16 protein-coding genes are annotated in these 17,080 nt (G+C 73.3%); 11 read left to right on the top strand and 5 right to left on the bottom strand.

What is annotated here, in order from left to right; translation table 11 throughout:
- The first annotated feature begins 176 nt into the window (after positions 1–176).
- Positions 177–1,451, top strand: a complete 1,275-nt coding sequence (locus ABT369_RS45695) for an ATP-binding protein (RefSeq protein ID WP_350622749.1) — start codon at positions 177–179, stop codon at positions 1,449–1,451.
- A gap of 478 nt (positions 1,452–1,929) precedes the next feature.
- Here ABT369_RS45695 and ABT369_RS45700 read toward each other — a convergent pair whose 3' ends face one another.
- Together ABT369_RS45700 and ABT369_RS45705 are read right to left on the bottom strand one after the other, a co-directional pair.
- The gene (locus ABT369_RS45700; RefSeq protein WP_350622751.1) at positions 1,930–2,577 is read right to left on the bottom strand and encodes a response regulator transcription factor; all 648 of its coding nucleotides are present in this window, start codon (positions 2,575–2,577) and stop codon (positions 1,930–1,932) included.
- Between the two features lie 412 nt (positions 2,578–2,989).
- Complete coding sequence (locus tag ABT369_RS45705) at positions 2,990–4,210, bottom strand: sensor histidine kinase (protein ID WP_350622753.1); 1,221 nt, start codon at positions 4,208–4,210, stop codon at positions 2,990–2,992.
- 208 nt (positions 4,211–4,418) lie between these two features.
- Between ABT369_RS45705 and ABT369_RS45710 the strand changes: the two genes are divergently transcribed.
- A complete protein-coding gene (locus tag ABT369_RS45710) occupies positions 4,419–4,577 on the top strand; it encodes a hypothetical protein (protein WP_350622754.1) in 159 nt (52 codons plus the stop codon).
- 350 nt (positions 4,578–4,927) lie between these two features.
- On the opposite strand, the gene ABT369_RS45715 is transcribed toward ABT369_RS45710, so the two are convergent.
- The 3 genes from ABT369_RS45715 to shbA all read right to left on the bottom strand — a co-directional run bounded on the left by ABT369_RS45715 (position 4,928) and on the right by shbA (position 7,479).
- A complete protein-coding gene (locus ABT369_RS45715) occupies positions 4,928–5,686 on the bottom strand; it encodes a GNAT family N-acetyltransferase (RefSeq protein ID WP_350622756.1) in 759 nt (252 codons plus the stop codon).
- Positions 5,687–5,847: 161 nt separating this feature from the next.
- Positions 5,848–6,798, bottom strand: coding sequence for an anti-sigma-D factor RsdA (locus tag ABT369_RS45720; RefSeq protein WP_350622758.1), 951 nt, complete (start codon positions 6,796–6,798; stop codon positions 5,848–5,850).
- Between the two features lie 108 nt (positions 6,799–6,906).
- The gene (shbA, locus tag ABT369_RS45725) at positions 6,907–7,479 is read right to left on the bottom strand and encodes an RNA polymerase sigma factor ShbA (RefSeq protein WP_350622760.1); all 573 of its coding nucleotides are present in this window, start codon (positions 7,477–7,479) and stop codon (positions 6,907–6,909) included.
- Positions 7,480–7,604: 125 nt separating this feature from the next.
- On the opposite strand from shbA, the gene ABT369_RS45730 reads away from it, so the two are divergent.
- The 9 genes from ABT369_RS45730 to ABT369_RS45770 are packed head-to-tail and all read left to right on the top strand — an operon-like array spanning position 7,605 to position 17,080.
- Positions 7,605–8,540, top strand: coding sequence for an ABC transporter ATP-binding protein (locus ABT369_RS45730; protein ID WP_350622762.1), 936 nt, complete (start codon positions 7,605–7,607; stop codon positions 8,538–8,540).
- Positions 8,537–9,286: an MlaE family ABC transporter permease gene (locus tag ABT369_RS45735; protein ID WP_350622764.1), complete on the top strand. Its 750-nt coding sequence runs from the start codon at positions 8,537–8,539 to the stop codon at positions 9,284–9,286. Before ABT369_RS45730 ends, ABT369_RS45735 begins: the two co-directional genes overlap by 4 nt.
- Position 9,287: 1 nt before the next feature.
- The gene (locus ABT369_RS45740; RefSeq protein WP_350622766.1) at positions 9,288–10,091 is read left to right on the top strand and encodes an MlaE family ABC transporter permease; all 804 of its coding nucleotides are present in this window, start codon (positions 9,288–9,290) and stop codon (positions 10,089–10,091) included.
- Positions 10,088–11,353: an MCE family protein gene (locus ABT369_RS45745; protein ID WP_350622768.1), complete on the top strand. Its 1,266-nt coding sequence runs from the start codon at positions 10,088–10,090 to the stop codon at positions 11,351–11,353. The genes ABT369_RS45740 and ABT369_RS45745 overlap by 4 nt, the downstream gene beginning before the upstream one ends.
- Positions 11,350–12,369, top strand: a complete 1,020-nt coding sequence (locus tag ABT369_RS45750) for an MCE family protein (protein ID WP_350622770.1) — start codon at positions 11,350–11,352, stop codon at positions 12,367–12,369. The genes ABT369_RS45745 and ABT369_RS45750 overlap by 4 nt, the downstream gene beginning before the upstream one ends.
- Positions 12,366–13,337 carry an MCE family protein gene (locus ABT369_RS45755; protein WP_350622772.1) on the top strand — a complete coding sequence of 324 codons (972 nt, stop codon included), beginning with the start codon at positions 12,366–12,368 and terminating at the stop codon, positions 13,335–13,337. The genes ABT369_RS45750 and ABT369_RS45755 overlap by 4 nt, the downstream gene beginning before the upstream one ends.
- 1 nt (position 13,338) lies before the next feature.
- On the top strand, positions 13,339–14,502 hold the full coding sequence (locus tag ABT369_RS45760; RefSeq protein WP_350622774.1) for an MCE family protein: 1,164 nt from the start codon (positions 13,339–13,341) through the stop codon (positions 14,500–14,502).
- Positions 14,499–15,869, top strand: a complete 1,371-nt coding sequence (locus ABT369_RS45765) for an MCE family protein (protein ID WP_350622776.1) — start codon at positions 14,499–14,501, stop codon at positions 15,867–15,869. The genes ABT369_RS45760 and ABT369_RS45765 overlap by 4 nt, the downstream gene beginning before the upstream one ends.
- Entirely contained in the window at positions 15,866–17,080 is a 1,215-nt protein-coding gene (locus tag ABT369_RS45770) for an MCE family protein (protein ID WP_350622778.1), read from the top strand. Before ABT369_RS45765 ends, ABT369_RS45770 begins: the two co-directional genes overlap by 4 nt.

Genomic DNA, 17,080 nt, shown 5'->3' on the forward strand with positions numbered 1-17,080 from the left:
CCGCCGGCCCCCGGCCGCGGCCCCGCCACCGCCGGCCCCCGGCCGCGGCCCCGCCACCGCCGGCCCCCGGCCGCGGCCCCGCCACCGCCGGCCCCTGGCCGCGGCCCCGCCACCGTCGCCCGGGCGGGCACCTCGGGCGGCATCGAACGCCGACGAGCCGTGGCAGACTCGAACACATGGCCGACAAGCAGTTGCGGCCCGCGGTGGAGGTCGTCGACGTCGGCGGGCGGGTGGTGCGCGTCGTCGACGGGCACCTGCTCACGGCCGGCGACGTGGTCGGGCACGACCTGCCGCACCGCGGAGTCGAGATCGTCGTCGACGGCGAGGGCTACCGGGCCCGCTGGGTCCGCGGCGTCTTCAACCTGCCCGCGTTCGCGAAGGTCTTCGCGGGCGGCGCGGCCGGCGGCGCCCTGTTCCGCCTGCTCGGACTGCCCGGCGCCGTGCTCGGCACGATCATCGCGGTCGGCCTCGCGCGCAGTGCCCGCCCCGCCCGCGCCGCCGACGTGCACGATCCGGCAGTCAACGTCGAAGAGGACGGCCCGGATCTCGTACTACGCTCAGCCTCCCTCCCCGCCCTCGTCCTCGCCGTCATGGAGCTCACCGGCTCCCCCGGCCCGGTCACGGTGAGCCCCGCGGCCGCCGCCCCGGCCGGCCCCGAGGGCGTGCGCCTGGACGATGTCGGCGGCCTCGAGGACGTGGTGGCACAGTTCCGCGACGTCGCCGTGTCGTTCCGCCACCCGGACGTGATGGCCCGCTGGGGCGCCACCCGGCCGCAGGGCATCCTCCTCTACGGCCCGCCCGGCACCGGCAAGACCATGCTCGCCCAGGCCCTCGCGAACGAGATCGACGGCGACCTGCGCGAGATCCGCACCCCCGAGATCCTCGACAAGTGGGTCGGCAACTCGGAGAAGAACATCCAGCGCATCTTCACCGAGGCCCGCTCCCTGCGCCGCCCGACGGTCCTGCTCTTCGACGAGTTCGACTCGATCATCACCTACACGGGCGCCGCCTTCGACGCCGCCGGCCAGATGATCAACGCGGTGGCGGGCATCTTCAAGCAGGAGATGAACACGCTCATCGAGGCCAACCCGAACGTCATCGTGGTAGCGACGACGAACTTCCCGGACCGCGTGGACGCCTCACTCGTGCGCTCCGGCCGCTTCGACCTGAAGCTGGCCGTGCCCCCGCCGGGCCCACGCGCCCGAGCGGAGATCCTGGGCAAACTCATCCGGGGTCTGATCGCCCGGCACGAGACGGCCGCCTTCCGCATGTTCGCCGACGACGTGGACCTCGACACCCTCGCGGCCGCGGCGACGGGCCTGACGGGCGCGGACCTCAAGGAGGCCTTGCGGCGGGCGCAGCTGGACAAGGCGATGAGCGAGGCTCGCAGCGGGTCGGCGGCCCCGATCACGCAGGCCGAGCTGCTCGCCGCGATCACGCGCCTGACCTGACACCCGCCACGCGGCGCTCGTTTCTTGCGCCCCCGCCGCGCACGCTCAATTCCTGGTGCCCGCACCGCGCACGCTGAGTTCCTGGTGCCCGCACCGCGCACACTGAGTTCCTGGTGCCCGCACCGCGCACGCTGAGTTCCTGGTGCCCGCACCGCGCACGCCGAGTTCCTGGCGCCCGCACCGCGCACGCTCGATTCTTGCGCCCCCGCCGCACACGTTCATGGCCGCGTCCCTGCCGGGCATGTTCCTGGCCGCTTGGTGAGCGTTCGCCGCCGCATCGTGCACGTTTGTGACCGCACCGCGCATCTCCGTCGCCACACCTCGGCGCGCACGTTTCGCCGCCGTATCGTGCACGTTTGTGGCCGCACCGCGCATCTCCGTCGCCACACCTCGGCGCGCACGTTTCGCCGCCGCGCCGTGCACGTTTGTGGCTGCGTCGTGCGCGTTCGCGGCCGTATTCGTCGTCGCGGCTCCCGTCTCAGGAGGCTTCGAGGTAGTGCAGCACCGCGGCCACCCGGCGGTCGGTGCGGTCGTCGGGAGCCAGCTCCAGCTTGGCGAAAATGCTGCGGATGTGCTTGTGCACGGCACCCTCGGTGACGAAGAGGCGCTCGGCGATCGCGGTGTTGCCGAGGCCCTCGGCCATCAGGGCGAGTACCTCGCGCTCGCGGGCGCTCAGCCGCTCCAGCCGGGCGTCGGGCCGGCTGCGGCTGAGCAGCTGCGCGACGACGTCCGGGTCGATCGCGGTGCCGCCGTCGGCGACTCGATGCAGGGCGGTCAGGAACTCCTCCACGCGGCCGACCCGCTCCTTGAGCAGATAGCCCAGCCGTGAGCCCCCGCTGGTGAGGAGGTCGGTGGCGAAGGCCTGCTCGACGTACGCCGAAAGGACCAGCACCGCAAGCTCCGGCCGGCGGCGACGAGCCTCGACCGCGGCCACGATGCCCTCGTCCGTGTGGGTCGGGGGCATCCGCACGTCGACGATCGCGACGTCGGGCTGATGCTCGTCGACGGCGGCGAGGAACGTGGTCGGGTTGTCAGTGGTGGCGACGACGTCGAGATCCTCGGCCCGCAGGAGCATCGCGAGCCCCTCCCGCAGCAGGGCGTCGTCCTCGGCAATCACGATCCGCACAGCATGCTCACTCTCAGGCTCGCCAGGTACGCCGCCGCTTGCGACGCTTCTCGCCACGATTCTCGCGCCACTTCGCACGCCGCCACGCGCCGCTCCTCGCGCAGGTTCGCTCATCGCCACGCACGTTGTTGCCCGCACCGCCTCGCGCGCGCCGCCACGCACGCCGCTTCCCGCACCCTCGCGCGCACCATCGCGCGCGCCGCCTCGCGCGCCGTCTCGCATGTCGCCATACCCACCGCCTCGTGCGGCGTCACGCGTGTCGTTGCGCGTGTCGCCACCCACGCTGCTCCTCGCGCTCTCCAGCGCGCCGTTGCGCGTGTCGCCGCGCCCGTGCGGCTCGCGCCGTCAGACGCGCCGTTGCGCGTGGCGTTGCATGCACCGTCGTGCGCGGCGTCTGTGGCGTTGCCCGCGGTCATGATCCGCACGGGATGCTCACGCTCAGGACCGTTGGGCCGCCCGGTGGGCTGCTCAGTTCCACGGTCCCGTCGTGGGCCGCGACGCGCTGGCGGATGCCGGTCAAGCCGGAGCCGCCATGCTCGTCCGCGCCGCCGTGCCCGTCGTCGGTGATGGTCAGGTGCAGGCGGTCGCCGGTACGGCGCAGGCGGAGCGTGGCATGCTCCGCGCCGCTGTGCTTCGCGACGTTGGTGAGGGCCTCGGCGGCAACGAAGTACGCGGTCGCCTCCACCGAGGCCGCGCACCGCACCGGCAGGTCCGCGTCGACGTCGACCCGCACGGCGCAGTTCGCGGCCAGGGAGCGCAGCGCGTCGGGCAGGCTGCGGTCGGTCAGCACCGGCGGCAGGATGGTGCGGACCACCGCGCGCAGGTCGGCCAGGGCCGCCTCGGCCGCGCCCTGGGCTCGTTCCAGGATCTCGTCGGCCCGCTCCGGGTGCTTGGCCACGGCCCGCCGCGCGGCGCCGAGCAGCACGTTCACCGCGACGATGCGGTTCTGGGTGCCGTCGTGCAGCGCGCGCTCGATGCGGCGCAGCTCGGTGGCGTGGGCGTCGAGCGCGGCGGCTCGGGTCGCGGTGAGCTCGGCGACGCGCAGCAGCAGATCGGTGCCGGGCGCGGGCGCGAGCAGCCGCCGGCCGGGCGCCTCCTGGAGGCGGGCCATCAGCGGCGTGGCGTAGAAGACCAGGAACAGCCACACGAGCGCGAGGGCCGACACGAAGAGCGCGCCGCGGGTGTCGTGGACCTGCGGGAAGCCGATCGACGAGGTGGCCCCGTCCGGCGGGACGAGCCGCCACCAGAGCGGGAACGAACCATCGCGCAGCACGTTGATCGGCAGCGCGATGGCGAAGATGCCGAGCAGAAGACCGGCGCTGCCGTGTACCGCCGCCCACGCCAGCTCCCGCCGAACCGCGCGATCGGCGACGGCGTCGCGCAGCCGGGTCGGGGCGGGCAGATGGCCGAGCAGCTCCGGCCCGGTCTTGGAGAGCCGGTCCCGCTCCCGGTCGGCGACCACGCGCACCAGCCGTACCGCGAACGGCACCAGCACGATGCCGATGCCGACCACGCACGCGATCGCCGTCGCCGCGGTCGTGAGCAGCGCGATGAGCGCGAGGAACGCGGTGCCGAGCCCGCCGACGAGCCGCTCCAGCGCATCGAGGGCGGCTCGGAGCCTGACCTGAGCCATGCGCCGAACGTACAGCCTCCCGTCCCCGCCCCGCGCGGTGCTCTCGCCGCCCCGAACGCCGCCAGGACCCCGCCGAGAAGCCGCCCCACCTGCGCGAATGCGGCTCGGGCCGCGGCCGGCCGGGATGCCGGAAAGTACAGCCTGCTGTACCCCGAGCGGGCAGCGCACGGCATCGATCGCGACCCGCGGCGGCCGTAGCGTCATCGGCATGACGAAGAACCGAATGCTGTGGATCGCCCTCGCCGTCGCGGCCGTGCTCAACGCCGCACTGTCCACTGTGAACCCGCTCCTGGGCGCCGTCTTCGGCGTGGTCGTCCTCGCCTGCGGAGGCACCCTGGTCCTACGCCACTACCGCGGCCAGTCCTAGTCCCCCGTTGCCGCGTGGGCGACGCGCGTTACCCACGCGGACGCACCGCGACCTGCACGAGTGCGCAACGCGCCATGTCCGAACGTGCCGCAAGCGGCCGAGCCGCGGCAGAAACGCACGCCAGGCGCGCACGAACAGACACGCGCGGGCGAGGCGCTGCGCGAACGCGCATGAACGTGCGCGCGTGCGCGAGGTGCTGCGCAATCGCGCGGGAAAGGAGGTGCGGGAGGCGGGAAAGGACGTGCGGAGGGCGGTCGCCGCGCACGCGCACGCAAAGGGCGCGCGTGCGTGAGGTGCTGCGCAAACGCGCGGGAAGGACGTGCGGGAGGGCGGTGCTGTGGGAGGGCTCGTCAGTCGTGTACGAACGGGATCGTGGTGGCCAGGCGCTCGAAGCCCAGCCGCTGCAGAATCGGCCGGCTGTCATCGCTCGCGTCGACCTGCAGGTAGCGGAACCCGGCCTCCGCGGCCAGGGCGGCCCGCCAGGCGACCACGGCCTTGAAGACTCCGCGACCGCGCCATTCCGGGTCGGTGCCGCCGCCCCAGAGGCTCGCGAACTCGGTGCCGCGGTGCAGTTCGATCCGGCCAGCGCAGATCGGGCGGTCGCCGGCCATGGCGACGACGGCCTTCACGTCGTCGGGGCGCTCCAGCAGCGTGCGGCCGATGGCGGCATGGTCGCCGCCGAAGACATCGTCGTGGATGCGGACCACGAGCTCGGCTCCCTGGGCGTCGGTCACCGGTACCAGGCGCACCCCCTCGGGCAGGCTCGGCTCCCGTGGCAGGGCGTCGACCTCGGCGACGAGCAGCGCCTCGGCCGGGCCGGGCTCGAAGCCGGCGGCCAGGAGACGGTCGGCCAGGTCGCGGGGCTGGTCATGGGAGTACAGCTTCCATTCCCAGGGGACGCCGGCCTCCGCGAATCGCTGGATCTGGGCCGCGATCACCGCGTCCGTGTCGAGGTCGCCGAGGCCGGACCACGCAATGCCGGTCCAGCCGTCGGCGGCGTTGACCACGCGCACCACGCCGGGGTCGTGCTCGACCAGGGCGCTGGGGCCCTCCCGCGGCTGCTGGCGAATCTCCCGGTCGAAGCGGGCGAGGATCTCGTTCACGTCCATGTCGTCACCCGATACCCCACCGGGCCGGGCGCGCAACCGATTTCCGCGATCACGTCGCCCGCCCGGCGCGACCCGGGAGCCGGGTCCGGGAAACACGATCACAGCGTGGCCAGCGCGCCCACCCGGCCCGACCCAGGCGCGGCCGGATCTGGGCAGCATGCTCACAGCGTGGGCAGCGGCAGGCCCGGGACGGACGGGAGGATCCGGGTCGGCAGCGGCAGGCCCCCCGGACCCGTCGGGACGATCTGGGTCGGCAGCCCGGGCAGGATCTCCCCGTTGCCGCCCGGCGTCTTCGTCGCGCCCCCGCCGCCGCCGGGGTTCGCCCCCGGTGTCGTCGCGCCCGGGGCCGGCGTCGGGGTCGCGGGGGCCGCCTCCGTGGTCGGGGCCGGCGGGGTGGTCGGCGACGGGGACGGCGGGGTCAAGGACGGCAGCTGGGAGCGCAGGTCGGCGATCCGGTCCAGGAGGCGCCGGCGGGTGCCGGCGGTGTCGACCTGCTCGGCCTCGCCCGTGGCGGTGTCCAGGAGGCGCCGCGCGTCGTCCCACCTCGCGGCGGCGATCGCGTCCGCGGCCTCGGCGATGGCCTGTTCGGCGGCGCGGGCGTGGGCCTGCTCCGGGTACAACACCTGGGTCAAGGGCCACAGGGGGCTGCTCGGGCTCGACCGCTCGGCGCCCAGGGCCAGGCCGCCGAGGATCACGACGGCGGCCGCGACCGCCGCGAAGGTCCGGCGCAGGCCCGAGCCGGGGCGGCGGCGCGGGCGCGGGGCGACGACCGGCAGTTCCTGGGTGCCGTCGGTCTCCGGGGCGGCGGTGCGCAGCTCGGGGAGGTCGGGCAGCGCGTCGCCGGATGAGGGCTCGGACGACAAATCGAAGGCGGTGCGCAGCTCGGGGAGGTCGGGCAGCGCGTCGCCGGATGAGGGCTCCGACGACAGGTCGAAGTCGGGCAGATCCGCCGAGAGGTCGTCGTGCCAGTCCGCGAGCAGGCCGGCCAGCGCGTCGTCGTCGGAAGACGGGGACGGGGACGCGGGGCGCGAGCCGCGGGCGAGGGCGTCCAGCAGTGCGTCGTCGGCGCGAACCGTCGCCAGATCGACCGGCGCCTCGCCGCTGCTGTCCATGTCACCTCGCAAGTCACCTCGATCCGTCATGCCGTCATCCCCCCACCAGCGTAGACAGGCCGAAGCGGGCGCCCGGACCAACGATCGGACCGCCGAAGGGAAGCGCCGTCACGCCGCCACCTCCCCCAGCGAGTCCCCGGCCATGGTGCGCAGCTTGGCCAGGGCGCGCGACTGGTTCACCCGCACCGCCGCCGCCGACATCCCGACGATCACGCCGACCTCCTCGGCGGAGAGGCCGGCCGCGACCCGCAGCACGACGATCTCGCGCTGGGCCTCGGGCAGGCGGGCGAGCAGGGCCGAGAGGCGCCGGGCCAGGTCGGTGCTCAGGGCCTGCTGCTCGGGCCCGGGCGCGCCGTCGGGGCTGTCGGGGAAGGTCGGGATCGGGCCGGGGTCGCGCACCGCCGCGCGCTGGGCGTCGGCGACCTTGTGCGCGGCGATCGCGTAGACGAACGCGGTGAAGGGACGGCCCTGGTCACGGTACCGCGGCAGAGCCCGCAGCAGCGCGATGCACACCTCCTGGGCCACGTCGTCGGCGGTCGTGTACGCGCCGCCGACGCGCCCGAGCTTGGCGCGGCAGTAGCGCACCACGCCCGGCCGCAGCTGCACCAGCAGCTCCGCCGTGGCCTCCGGCTCGGACCGCACGGCGCGGCCGACGAGCCCCGGGTCGATTGTGGCCGTCATCGTGAACGCACGGTAACCGGACCGGACCGGGAGCACCACTCGGAGAAATTTTTCGCGCCGGTTGTTACGCCCGGCGCGGCAGCCGCGATGCAACCCATGAACCGCGCTACCACCGGAGGAGCGACATGGGCGTCGAGGTGCACGTGGAGGGGCTGACGAAGTCCTTCGGCGCCCAGCCCGTGTGGTCCGACGTCACGCTGACCCTGCCCGCCGGGGAGATCTCGGTGCTGCTGGGACCCTCGGGCACGGGCAAGTCGGTGTTCCTCAAGACGCTCGTCGGGCTGCTCAAGCCCGACCGGGGCGCGATCCTCATCGGCGAGCACGACCTCACGCGCCTGCGGGAGCGGGAGCTGTACGAGGTCCGCAAGCTCTTCGGCGTCCTCTTCCAGGACGGCGCGCTGTTCGGGTCCATGAACATCTACGACAACGTGGCCTTCCCGCTGCGCGAGCACACGCGCAAGCCGGAGCGGGAGGTGCGCGAGATCGTCGCCGAGAAGCTCGACATGGTCGGGCTGACCGGCGCCGAGGGCAAGCTGCCCGGCGAGATCTCCGGCGGGATGCGCAAACGCGCGGGGCTGGCCCGCGCGCTCGTGCTCGATCCGGAGATCGTGCTGTTCGACGAGCCGGACTCGGGCCTCGACCCGGTCCGCACCGCGTACCTCAACCAGCTCATCATCGACCTCAACCAGCAGATCGACGCCACGTTCCTGATCGTCACGCACGACATCAACACCGCGCGCACGGTCCCGGACAACATCGGGCTGATCTACCACGGCCACCTGGCCATGTTCGGCCCGCGCGAGATGCTGCTGTCCAGCACCGAGCCGGTGGTGCGGCAGTTCCTCAACGCCCAGCGGATCGGCCCGATCGGCATGTCCGAGGAGAAGGACGCCGACGAGCTCAAGGCCGAGGCCGAGGCGGGCATCGAGCCGCCGCCCCTGCCGCCGATCCCGCTGCAGCTGCAGCCGACGGACCGCGGCCGCCGCAGGGCCGAGCGCCCGCCCGGCCAGTGGTGCGCGGCCAACGGCGTCACCCCGCCCGAGGGGTCGTTCCGGTCATGAGGGCGACGGGGCTGTTCTTCGTCTTCGCGCTGGACGCGCTGCGCGGCCTGGCCAGGCGACCGTGGCAGGTGCGGGAGTTCATCCAGCAGGCGTGGTTCGTCAGCTCGGTGTCGATCCTGCCGGCCGCGCTCGTCTCGGTGCCGTTCGGGGCGGTGATCGCGCTGCAGCTCGGGTCGCTGGTGCGTCAGCTCGGCGCGCAGTCGTTCACCGGCGCCGCGTCGGTGCTCGCGGTCGTGCGCGAGGCCGGCCCGATCGTGACCGCGCTCATCATCGCGGGCGCCGGCGGCTCGGCGATCTGCGCCGATCTGGGCGCGCGGAAGGTCCGCGAGGAGCTCGACGCGATGGAGGTGCTGGGCATCGACCCGCTGCACCGCCTGGTCGCGCCCCGGGTGGCGGCCACGATGCTGGTCGCGGTGCTGCTCAACGGGCTCGTGAGCGTCGTGGGGGTGTCGGGCGGCTACTTCTTCAACGTGGTGCTGCAGCACGGCACGCCGGGCGCGTACCTCGCCAGCTTCCAGGCCCTCGGGCAGCTGCCGGACCTCGTCGTCGGCGAGATCAAGGCGCTCGTGTTCGGCGCGGTGGCGGCGCTCGTGGCCTCGTACAAGGGGATGACCGCGAAGGGCGGGCCGAAGGGGGTCGGGGACGCCGTGAACCACAGTGTGGTCATCACGTTCATGCTGCTGTTCGCGCTCAACTTCGTCATCACGGCCGTGTACTTCCAGATCGTGCCGCAGAAGGGGAGCTGACATGGCCATCCTGCAACGGCTCGACGACCTCGGCGGGCAGCTCGCGTTCTACCTGCGCGCGTTCGCGTGGGCGCCGCGCACGATCGTGCGGTACAAGCGCGAGATTCTCCGCCTTCTCGCCGAGGTCAGCTTCGGCACCGGCGCGCTCGCCGTGGCGGGCGGCACCGTGGGCGTCATCTGCTGCATGACGTTCTTCACCGGCACTGAGGTGGGCCTGCAGGGCTATCAGGCCCTCGACCAGATCGGCTCCAGCGCCTTCACCGGGTTCGTCTCGGCGTACTTCAACACCCGCGAGATCTCCCCGCTGGTCGCCGCGCTCGCACTGTCGGCGACGGTCGGCTGCGGGTTCACCGCCCGGCTCGGCGCGATGCGGATCTCCGAGGAGGTCGACGCGCTCGAGGTGATGGCGGTGCCGTCGCTGCCGTTCCTGGTCACGACCCGGATGATCGCCGGGCTCATCGCGGTGATGCCGCTCTACGTGATCGGGCTGCTGTCGAGCTACCTGGCCACGCGGACCATGGCCATCGTCTACTTCGGACAGTCGGCGGGCACGTACGACTACTACTTCCACCTGTTCCTGCCGCCGGGCGACGTGCTGTGGTCGTTCGGCAAGGTGCTGGTGTTCAGCGTGATCGTGGTGCTGGTGCACTGCTACTACGGGTACACCGCGAGCGGCGGCCCGGCCGGTGTCGGCGTGGCCGTCGGGCGCGCGGTGCGGCTGGCCATCGTGGCGGTGAACATCGTGGACTTCTTCCTGTCGCTGGCCATCTGGGGCGCGACGACGACGGTACGGATCGCCGGATGAGACGGCTGCTGGGGCTCGCCTTCATCGTGCTGCTGACCGCCGCGCTCGGGCTGGCGGTGCTGCAGTACAACAAGGTCTTCACGCCCGTCACGTGGGTGACCCTGAAGACCGCGCACACCGGGCTGCAGCTGAGCCCGGGCGCCGAGGTGAAGTACTACGGCGTCGTCGTGGGCGAGGTGCGCGACATCGCCAGCGACGGCTCCGGAGCCACGCTGCGGCTCGCGCTCGACCCGTCCCTCACCGGCCAGATCCCCGCCGCGGTCAGCGCCCGGCTGCTGCCCAAGACGCTGTTCGGGGAGCGGTACGTGGCGCTGGTGCCGCCGGGCACCGCCGGCCGGGCCATCCGCGGCGGCGACGTCATCGGCCAGGACCGCTCCGCGAGCGCCGTCGAGCTCGAGCGGGTCCTGGACGACGCCCTGCCGCTGCTGCAGGCGATCCAGCCGGACAAGCTCGCCGCGACCCTGGGCGCGCTCGCGACGGCCCTGGAGGGCAAGGGCGAGCAGATCGGCCGCGACCTGGTGACCCTCGACGACTATCTCAAGGCCCTGAACCAGGACATGCCGATCGTCGCCGAGGACGTGCGGCGGCTCGCGGCGGTGCTGGACGTGTACGACGGCGTCCTGCCGGACCTGCTCGACCTGCTGCGCAACGTCTCCGTCACCGCGGACACCGTGGTCGACCAGCGCGCCCAGCTGGCCACGTTCTACGCGGACACCACGGCGGCGGCCGACACCACGACGTACTTCCTGCAGCGCCACGGCGACCAGCTCATCAAGGTCGGCGACGTCAGCCGCCCGGTGCTGGAACTGCTGGCCGCGTACGCCCCGGAGTACCCGTGCCTGATGCAGGGCCTGGTCGCGCTGCAGCCGCGGGTCGAGCAGGTGTTCTCCGGCGGCCGGATGCACATCACGCTGGAGATCACGCGGGACAACGGCAAGTACGTCAACGGCGACCAGCCGGTCTACGGGGCGAAGAACGGGCCCGAGTGCCGCGGCCTGCCCGACCCGAAGATGCCCGCGCCCGGCGTGCCGATCAACGACGGATACGACTACGGCGCCGCCCGCCCGGGCCCCGCCAAGCTCCCGGTCGGCACGGTCGGGACGGTCGCCCCGCCCTCCGCCGAGGCGGGCACGCAGGAGGAGCGCAAGCTGCTCGAGCCGCTGATCGGCGCGGCCACCGGCGTGCCGCCGGCCGAGGTGCCCGACATCGCGATCCTGCTGTGGGGCCCGCTGCTGCGCGGCGTGGTGGTGAACGCGAAGTGATCAGGGACCTGCTCAAGCTCGCCGCGTTCGCGGCGGTGACGATCCTGCTCACCGCCCTGCTCGCGCAGACCCTCGGCGCCTTCTCGGGCGGCGGCACCCGCTACCGGGCCCGCTTCACCGACGTGACCGGGCTGCTCGCCGGGGACGACGTGCGCATCGCCGGCGTGAAGGTCGGCGAGGTCAGCGACATCCGCGTCGCCGACAACCGGGTCGCCGAGGTCGCCTTCACCGTGGACGACGACATCCCGCTGACCACGAGCGTGCGGGCGACGATTCGGTACCGCAACCTCGTCGGCCAGCGCTATGTCGCCCTCAGCGAGGGCCCCGGCGGCGGGCAGACGCTGCGCACCGGGCAGACGATCCCGGAGTCGCAGACCACCCCGGCGCTGGACCTCACCGTGCTGTTCAACGGGTTCCGGCCGCTGTTCACCGCGCTCACCCCGCAGGCGGTGAACCAGCTCGCGTACGAGATCATCCAGGTGCTGCAGGGCGAGGGCGGGACGGTCGCGAGCCTGCTGCGCAGCACCGCGTCGCTGACCGGCACGCTCGCCGACCGGGACGCGGTCATCGGCCGGGTCGTGACCAACCTCAACAGCGTGCTGTCCACACTGGACGACCACCGCGACGACCTGGACACCACGATCGTCATGCTGCAGCAGTTCGTCTCCGGCCTGGCCGCCGACCGGACCGCGATCGGCGACGCCCTCGCCAACGCGAGCACGCTCACCGGGGCCACCGCCTCGCTGTTGCAGGACGCCCGGCCCTCCCTGCAGGCCGACATCGACCGGCTCGGCACGCTGTCGGGCACGCTCAACGACAACGCCGGCGTCATCGACAAGACCCTCGAAGGACTGCCGCAGCGGTACTCGGACCTGACCCGCGTCGCCTCCTACGGCTCGTGGTTCAACTTCTACCTGTGCGACTTCGACGGCCAGGTGACGCTGGCCGGGCAGAAGGTCAACCCCGCGACCTTCACCTCGACGGCCGCCCGCTGCAGCACGGGAGGCGCCGCGTGAAATCCCTGCGGGAGCGCAACCCGCTCGTCGTCGGCGCGATCGGTCTGGCCGTGCTCGGCGCGCTCGTGCTCGGCGCGTTCAAGGTCGACGCCGTCACCGGGCTGACCGCCACGAGCTACCGGGCCGCGTTCCGCGACGCGAGCGGGCTCACGCCGGGCAACGAGGTCCGGGTCGCCGGCGTGCGCGTCGGCAAGGTCACCGGCGTCGGGCTGGCCCGGGGCGGCGGCGGCCCCTACGTGCGCGTGACGTTCCGGCTGGAGGACGACGGGGTCCGGCTCGGCACCGCCACCCGCGCGACGATCCGCATCAAGACCGTGCTCGGGCAGAAGTACCTCGCGCTGGAGCCCGCCGGCGGTGGCACGCTGGCCGAGGACGCCGAGATCCCGCTCGAGCGCACCGCCGCCCCGTTCGACGTGGTGCAGGCGGTCACCGGGCTCGCCGACACCCTCGACCAGATCGACAGCACCCAGCTCGCGGACGCGTTCACCACCCTGGCCCAAGCCTTCGCCGACACCCCGGGCAGCGTGCAGGCGTCGCTGGACGGGCTGTCGCGGCTGTCGAAGACCGTCTCCGACCGCGACGCCGAGCTGCGCACGCTGCTGACCCGCGCCCACGAGGTGACCGGGGTGCTGGCGCAGCGCGACGAGGAGTTCCGCAAGCTCGTCGCCGACGGGGACGCGCTGCTGACCGAGGTGAGCAAGCGCCGGGACGCGATCCACGACCTGCTCGTCGGGACCAACGCCCTGGCCAACCAGCTGGCCGGGGTGGTGTCGGACAACAAGCAGCGGCTGGAGCCGGCCCTCAAGGAGCTGCGCGGGGTCGTCGGCATCCTGCAGCGCAACCGCGACAACCTGGAGCTCACGCTGCAGCGGATGGGACCGTTCGTGGCCGCGTTCGCCAACGTCACCGGCAACGGGCGCTGGTTCGACTCCTACCTCGCCGGTCTCCTGCCGGGGAGTGGTGGCTGACATGACCCGCAAGCGCATCATCGCCTTCGCCGCCGCCGTGCTCGTGGGCGCGGCCGTGGCCCTCGTCATCGCCGCCACCGGGCACCCGCAGCGGCGCCTCGTCGCCCACTTCACCCGCACGGTCGGCATCCACGAGGGCTCCTCGGTCCGGGTGCTCGGGGTCAGTATCGGCGAGGTGACGGCGGTGATCCCGCAGGGCCGGACGGTCCGCGTGGAGATGACCTACGACGCCGACTGGCCCATCCCGGCCGACGCGCAGGCCCTGATCATCCCGCCGAGCGTGGTCAGCGATCGGTACGTCCAGCTGACCCCCGCCTACACGAGCGGCCCGGCCCTGGCCGACCGCGCGGACCTCCCCGTCGAACGCACCGCCGTGCCGATGGAGATCGACGACATCTACAAGGCCCTCAACGACTTCAACGAGGCCCTCGGCCCCGGCGGCGCCAACGCCGACGGCGCGCTCAAGCAGCTCGTGCGGACCGGCCAGGCCAACCTGCGGGGCAACGGCGACAACCTGCACACCACCATCGAGGGGCTCGACAAGGCGCTGACCACCGTCGCCGACGGCCGCCAGGACCTCTTCGGCACCCTGGTCAACCTGCAGACGTTCACGACCGCCCTGGCCCGCAGCGACGCCGCGGTGCGCGGGTTCAACCAGCGCCTCGCCGAGGTCGCCGGGCAGCTCGCCGGCGAGCGCGACGACCTGGCCGCGGCCCTGCGCGGGCTGGCCACGGCGCTGTCGCAGGTCACCGCGTTCATCCGGGACAACAAGGACGAGCTGGTGTCCAACGTGGACGCGCTCGCGGACGTCACCGGCATCCTCGCCAAGCAGCAGAAGGCGATCATCCAGATCCTCGACCTGGCGCCGCTCGCGCTGTCGAACCTCAACCTCGCGTACAACCCGCGCTCCGGCACCCTCGACACCCGCGACGACGCCCTCGGCCCCTACGACGCGGCCACCTACGTGTGCAGCGTCCTGCGGCAGGCCGTCCCGCAGCTGCCGAAGGAGTGCATCGCGCTCGGCCAGACCCCGGGCCTCCCGGCGGCCGCCCCCGCGCAGTCTCCTTCGACGCCCGCGACCCAGTCCAAGGCTCCCGCGCTGCCGGTGCTGCCCGAGGTCACCCAGGACCTGACCCTGGGCGGGATCCTGCGGGGTGTGCGATGAGACGGGCACTGGTCATCGCGGCCTGCCTGCTCGTGGGGGGCTGCAACCTCCCCGGTGGCGCGCCGGCCGGCGACGGTTTCTCGGTCACCGCCGAGTTCTCCGACGTCCTCGACCTCGTCCCGCAGGCCGCCGTGAAGGTGAACGACGTGACCGTCGGCAGCGTGGAGCAGATCTCGCTGTCCGGCTGGACCGCCCGCGTGCGGCTGCGGGTCGACAAGAAGGTGAGCCTGCCCGGCAACGCCACCGCGGCGGTGCGCCAGACCAGCCTCCTCGGCGAGAAGTACGTGGCCCTGGAGGCCCCGACGACCGAGGCGCCGCAGGGCCGGCTCGGCGACGGCTCGGTCGTGCCCCTGAGCCGCACCCGGCGCTCGGCCGAGGTCGAGGAGGTGCTCGCCGCGCTCGGCATGCTGCTCAACGGCGGCGGGCTGGCCCAGCTCAAGACGATCAACGAGGAGCTGGCCAAGGCGTTCCAGGGCCGCGAGCCGGCCGCGAAGGACGCGCTGCACCAGCTCGACACGTTCGTCGGCGGGCTCGACGCGCAGAAGGCCGACATCGTGCGGGCCCTCGACGCGCTGGACCGGCTCACCACGTCCCTGTCCAAGCAGCGCGACGTCATCGGTACCGCCCTGTCGTCGCTGGCCCCCGGGCTGACCGTGCTCGAGGAGCAGCGCGAGCAGCTCACCGCGACCCTGACCGCGCTCGGGGACCTGGGCAAGGTCGGCACCCGCGTGATCGAGCAGAGCCGGGACGACACCCTGGCCTCGCTCAAGGCGCTCCAGCCGCTCCTCGAGCAGCTGGTGAAGGCGGGGGACGCACTGCCGAAGTCGCTGGACTTCCTGCTGTCGTTCCCGTTCCCGCCCAACGTCAGCGGCGCGATCGTCGGCGACTACGTGAACCTCGGCGCGACCGCGGACCTCGACGCCACCACGATCCTGTCCAACCTGCTCGTGCAGACCGCTCCCCCGGCCCAGACTTCGTCCCCCGCCGGGCAGTCGTCGTCCGGTTCGCAGCCGAAGGGCGGTACGACGGACAAGACGAAGCCGCCGGTCACCACCCCGCCGATCGTCGGCGTGCTCCCGCTGGGCTGCCTGCCGATCGGCGGTCTGCTGCCGCCCGGCTGGGTGCCGCCGAAGGGCTGCGAGCTGCCGAAGGACTGCCAGGTCCTGCCCCCGGGCAGCAAGGCGCCGGCGGGGAGCCTGATCCCGCCCGGCGGGATCGTGCCGCCCGGCACCGTCTTCCCGCCCGGCACGCTGCTGCCGCCGGGCACCGCGCTGTCCCCCGCCTGCCTGCTGGCCCCGGTGACCGGCCAGACCAACGGGCAGCAGGGCGGCCTCACCGACGTTCTGGGCGGAGGGCTGCTGCCGTGATCGGTCGCTCCACCAAGCTGCAGGTGCTCGCCTTCCTCGTGGTCGGGCTCGTCGGGATGGTGTACGTCGGGCTGGAGTACGTCGGCCTGGGCGATCGCCTGCTGGGCCGCGGCACCGTCGTCTACGCCGATCTGGCCCAGGCCGGCGGGCTCTTCGCGAACGCGCCCGTCACCTACCGCGGCGTGCCCGTGGGCCGGGTCGAATCCGTGACGCTGCACGACGCCGGCGCCCGCGCCCGGCTGCACCTCGACGACGGCGTGCTCGTCCCGGCCGGCACCCGGGCCGTGGTCGGGCAGCGCTCGGCGGTCGGCGAGCAGTTCCTGGACCTGCGCCCGGACGGCGACACCGGCCCGTACCTGCGCGACGGCTCGGTCATCCCCCGCGAGCGCACCGGCGTCCCGCTCGCGCCGGAGACGCTGCTGGCCAACCTCGACGCGCTCGTACGGTCGGTGGACCCGAAGGCGCTGAGCGTCGTCATCGACGAGCTCGGCACCGCGTTCGAGGGCAACGAGCAGGCGCTGCGGCACCTGCTCGACGCGAGCGAGGCGATCCTCGACTCGGCCAGCGCGACTCTCCCCCAGACCCGCACGCTGCTCGCCGACGGCCGCACGGTGCTGCGGACCCAGCAGGACTCGGCCGAGGCGATCCGGCAGTGGGCGTCCGGCCTGGCCCGCATCGCCGAGACGCTGCGCTCCTCCGACGCCGACCTGCGCCGCATCATCGCCGACGCACCGCCCGCCGCGCGCGAGCTCGTCTCCCTGCTCGACGGGGTCGAGCCGTCGATCGGCCCGCTGCTGGGCAACCTCATCGCCGTGAACGGGGTCGCGGCCCGGCGCCTGCCCGGCATCGAGCAGATCCTGGTGGTGTACCCGCTCGCCGTATCCGGTGGCTTCACGGTCACGCCCGGCGACGGGACGGCCCACTTCGGGCTCGTGCTCAATGTGGACGATCCGCCGCCGTGCAAGTACGCGGGCTCGACGCGCTGCAGCGGCGCGGATCAGGCGGCCGGCTCGAGCGTGCGGGGCACCAACAACGCGCCGCGCCCCGGCTCGTCGGGCGACCCCGCGTATGACCCCTCGTACGACCCCGGGTCGGGCACCGTGCTCGGCTCGGACGGCAACCCGCTGCTGTTCGGGTCGACCGGCGGGCAGTACGCGCTGGCCGGGGACCAGTCCTGGAAACAACTGCTGCTCGCCGGGCTCGCACCATGA

This window comes from Dactylosporangium sp. NPDC000244 (genome assembly GCF_040300725.1).
Taxonomy (GTDB): domain Bacteria; phylum Actinomycetota; class Actinomycetes; order Mycobacteriales; family Micromonosporaceae; genus Dactylosporangium.

Coding starts and splice junctions, on each gene's coding strand:
- ABT369_RS45720 (WP_350622758.1), bottom strand. CDS start 6,798: ATGGACAGCAGCGGCGAGGCGCCGGTCGATCTGGCGACGGTTCGCGCC.
- ABT369_RS45730 (WP_350622762.1), top strand. CDS start 7,605: ATGGGCGTCGAGGTGCACGTGGAGGGGCTGACGAAGTCCTTCGGCGCC.
- ABT369_RS45745 (WP_350622768.1), top strand. CDS start 10,088: ATGAGACGGCTGCTGGGGCTCGCCTTCATCGTGCTGCTGACCGCCGCG.
- ABT369_RS45740 (WP_350622766.1), top strand. CDS start 9,288: ATGGCCATCCTGCAACGGCTCGACGACCTCGGCGGGCAGCTCGCGTTC.
- ABT369_RS45760 (WP_350622774.1), top strand. CDS start 13,339: ATGACCCGCAAGCGCATCATCGCCTTCGCCGCCGCCGTGCTCGTGGGC.
- shbA (WP_350622760.1), bottom strand. CDS start 7,479: ATGACGGCCACAATCGACCCGGGGCTCGTCGGCCGCGCCGTGCGGTCC.
- ABT369_RS45695 (WP_350622749.1), top strand. CDS start 177: ATGGCCGACAAGCAGTTGCGGCCCGCGGTGGAGGTCGTCGACGTCGGC.
- ABT369_RS45715 (WP_350622756.1), bottom strand. CDS start 5,686: ATGGACGTGAACGAGATCCTCGCCCGCTTCGACCGGGAGATTCGCCAG.
- ABT369_RS45705 (WP_350622753.1), bottom strand. CDS start 4,210: ATGGCTCAGGTCAGGCTCCGAGCCGCCCTCGATGCGCTGGAGCGGCTC.
- ABT369_RS45710 (WP_350622754.1), top strand. CDS start 4,419: ATGACGAAGAACCGAATGCTGTGGATCGCCCTCGCCGTCGCGGCCGTG.
- ABT369_RS45735 (WP_350622764.1), top strand. CDS start 8,537: ATGAGGGCGACGGGGCTGTTCTTCGTCTTCGCGCTGGACGCGCTGCGC.
- ABT369_RS45765 (WP_350622776.1), top strand. CDS start 14,499: ATGAGACGGGCACTGGTCATCGCGGCCTGCCTGCTCGTGGGGGGCTGC.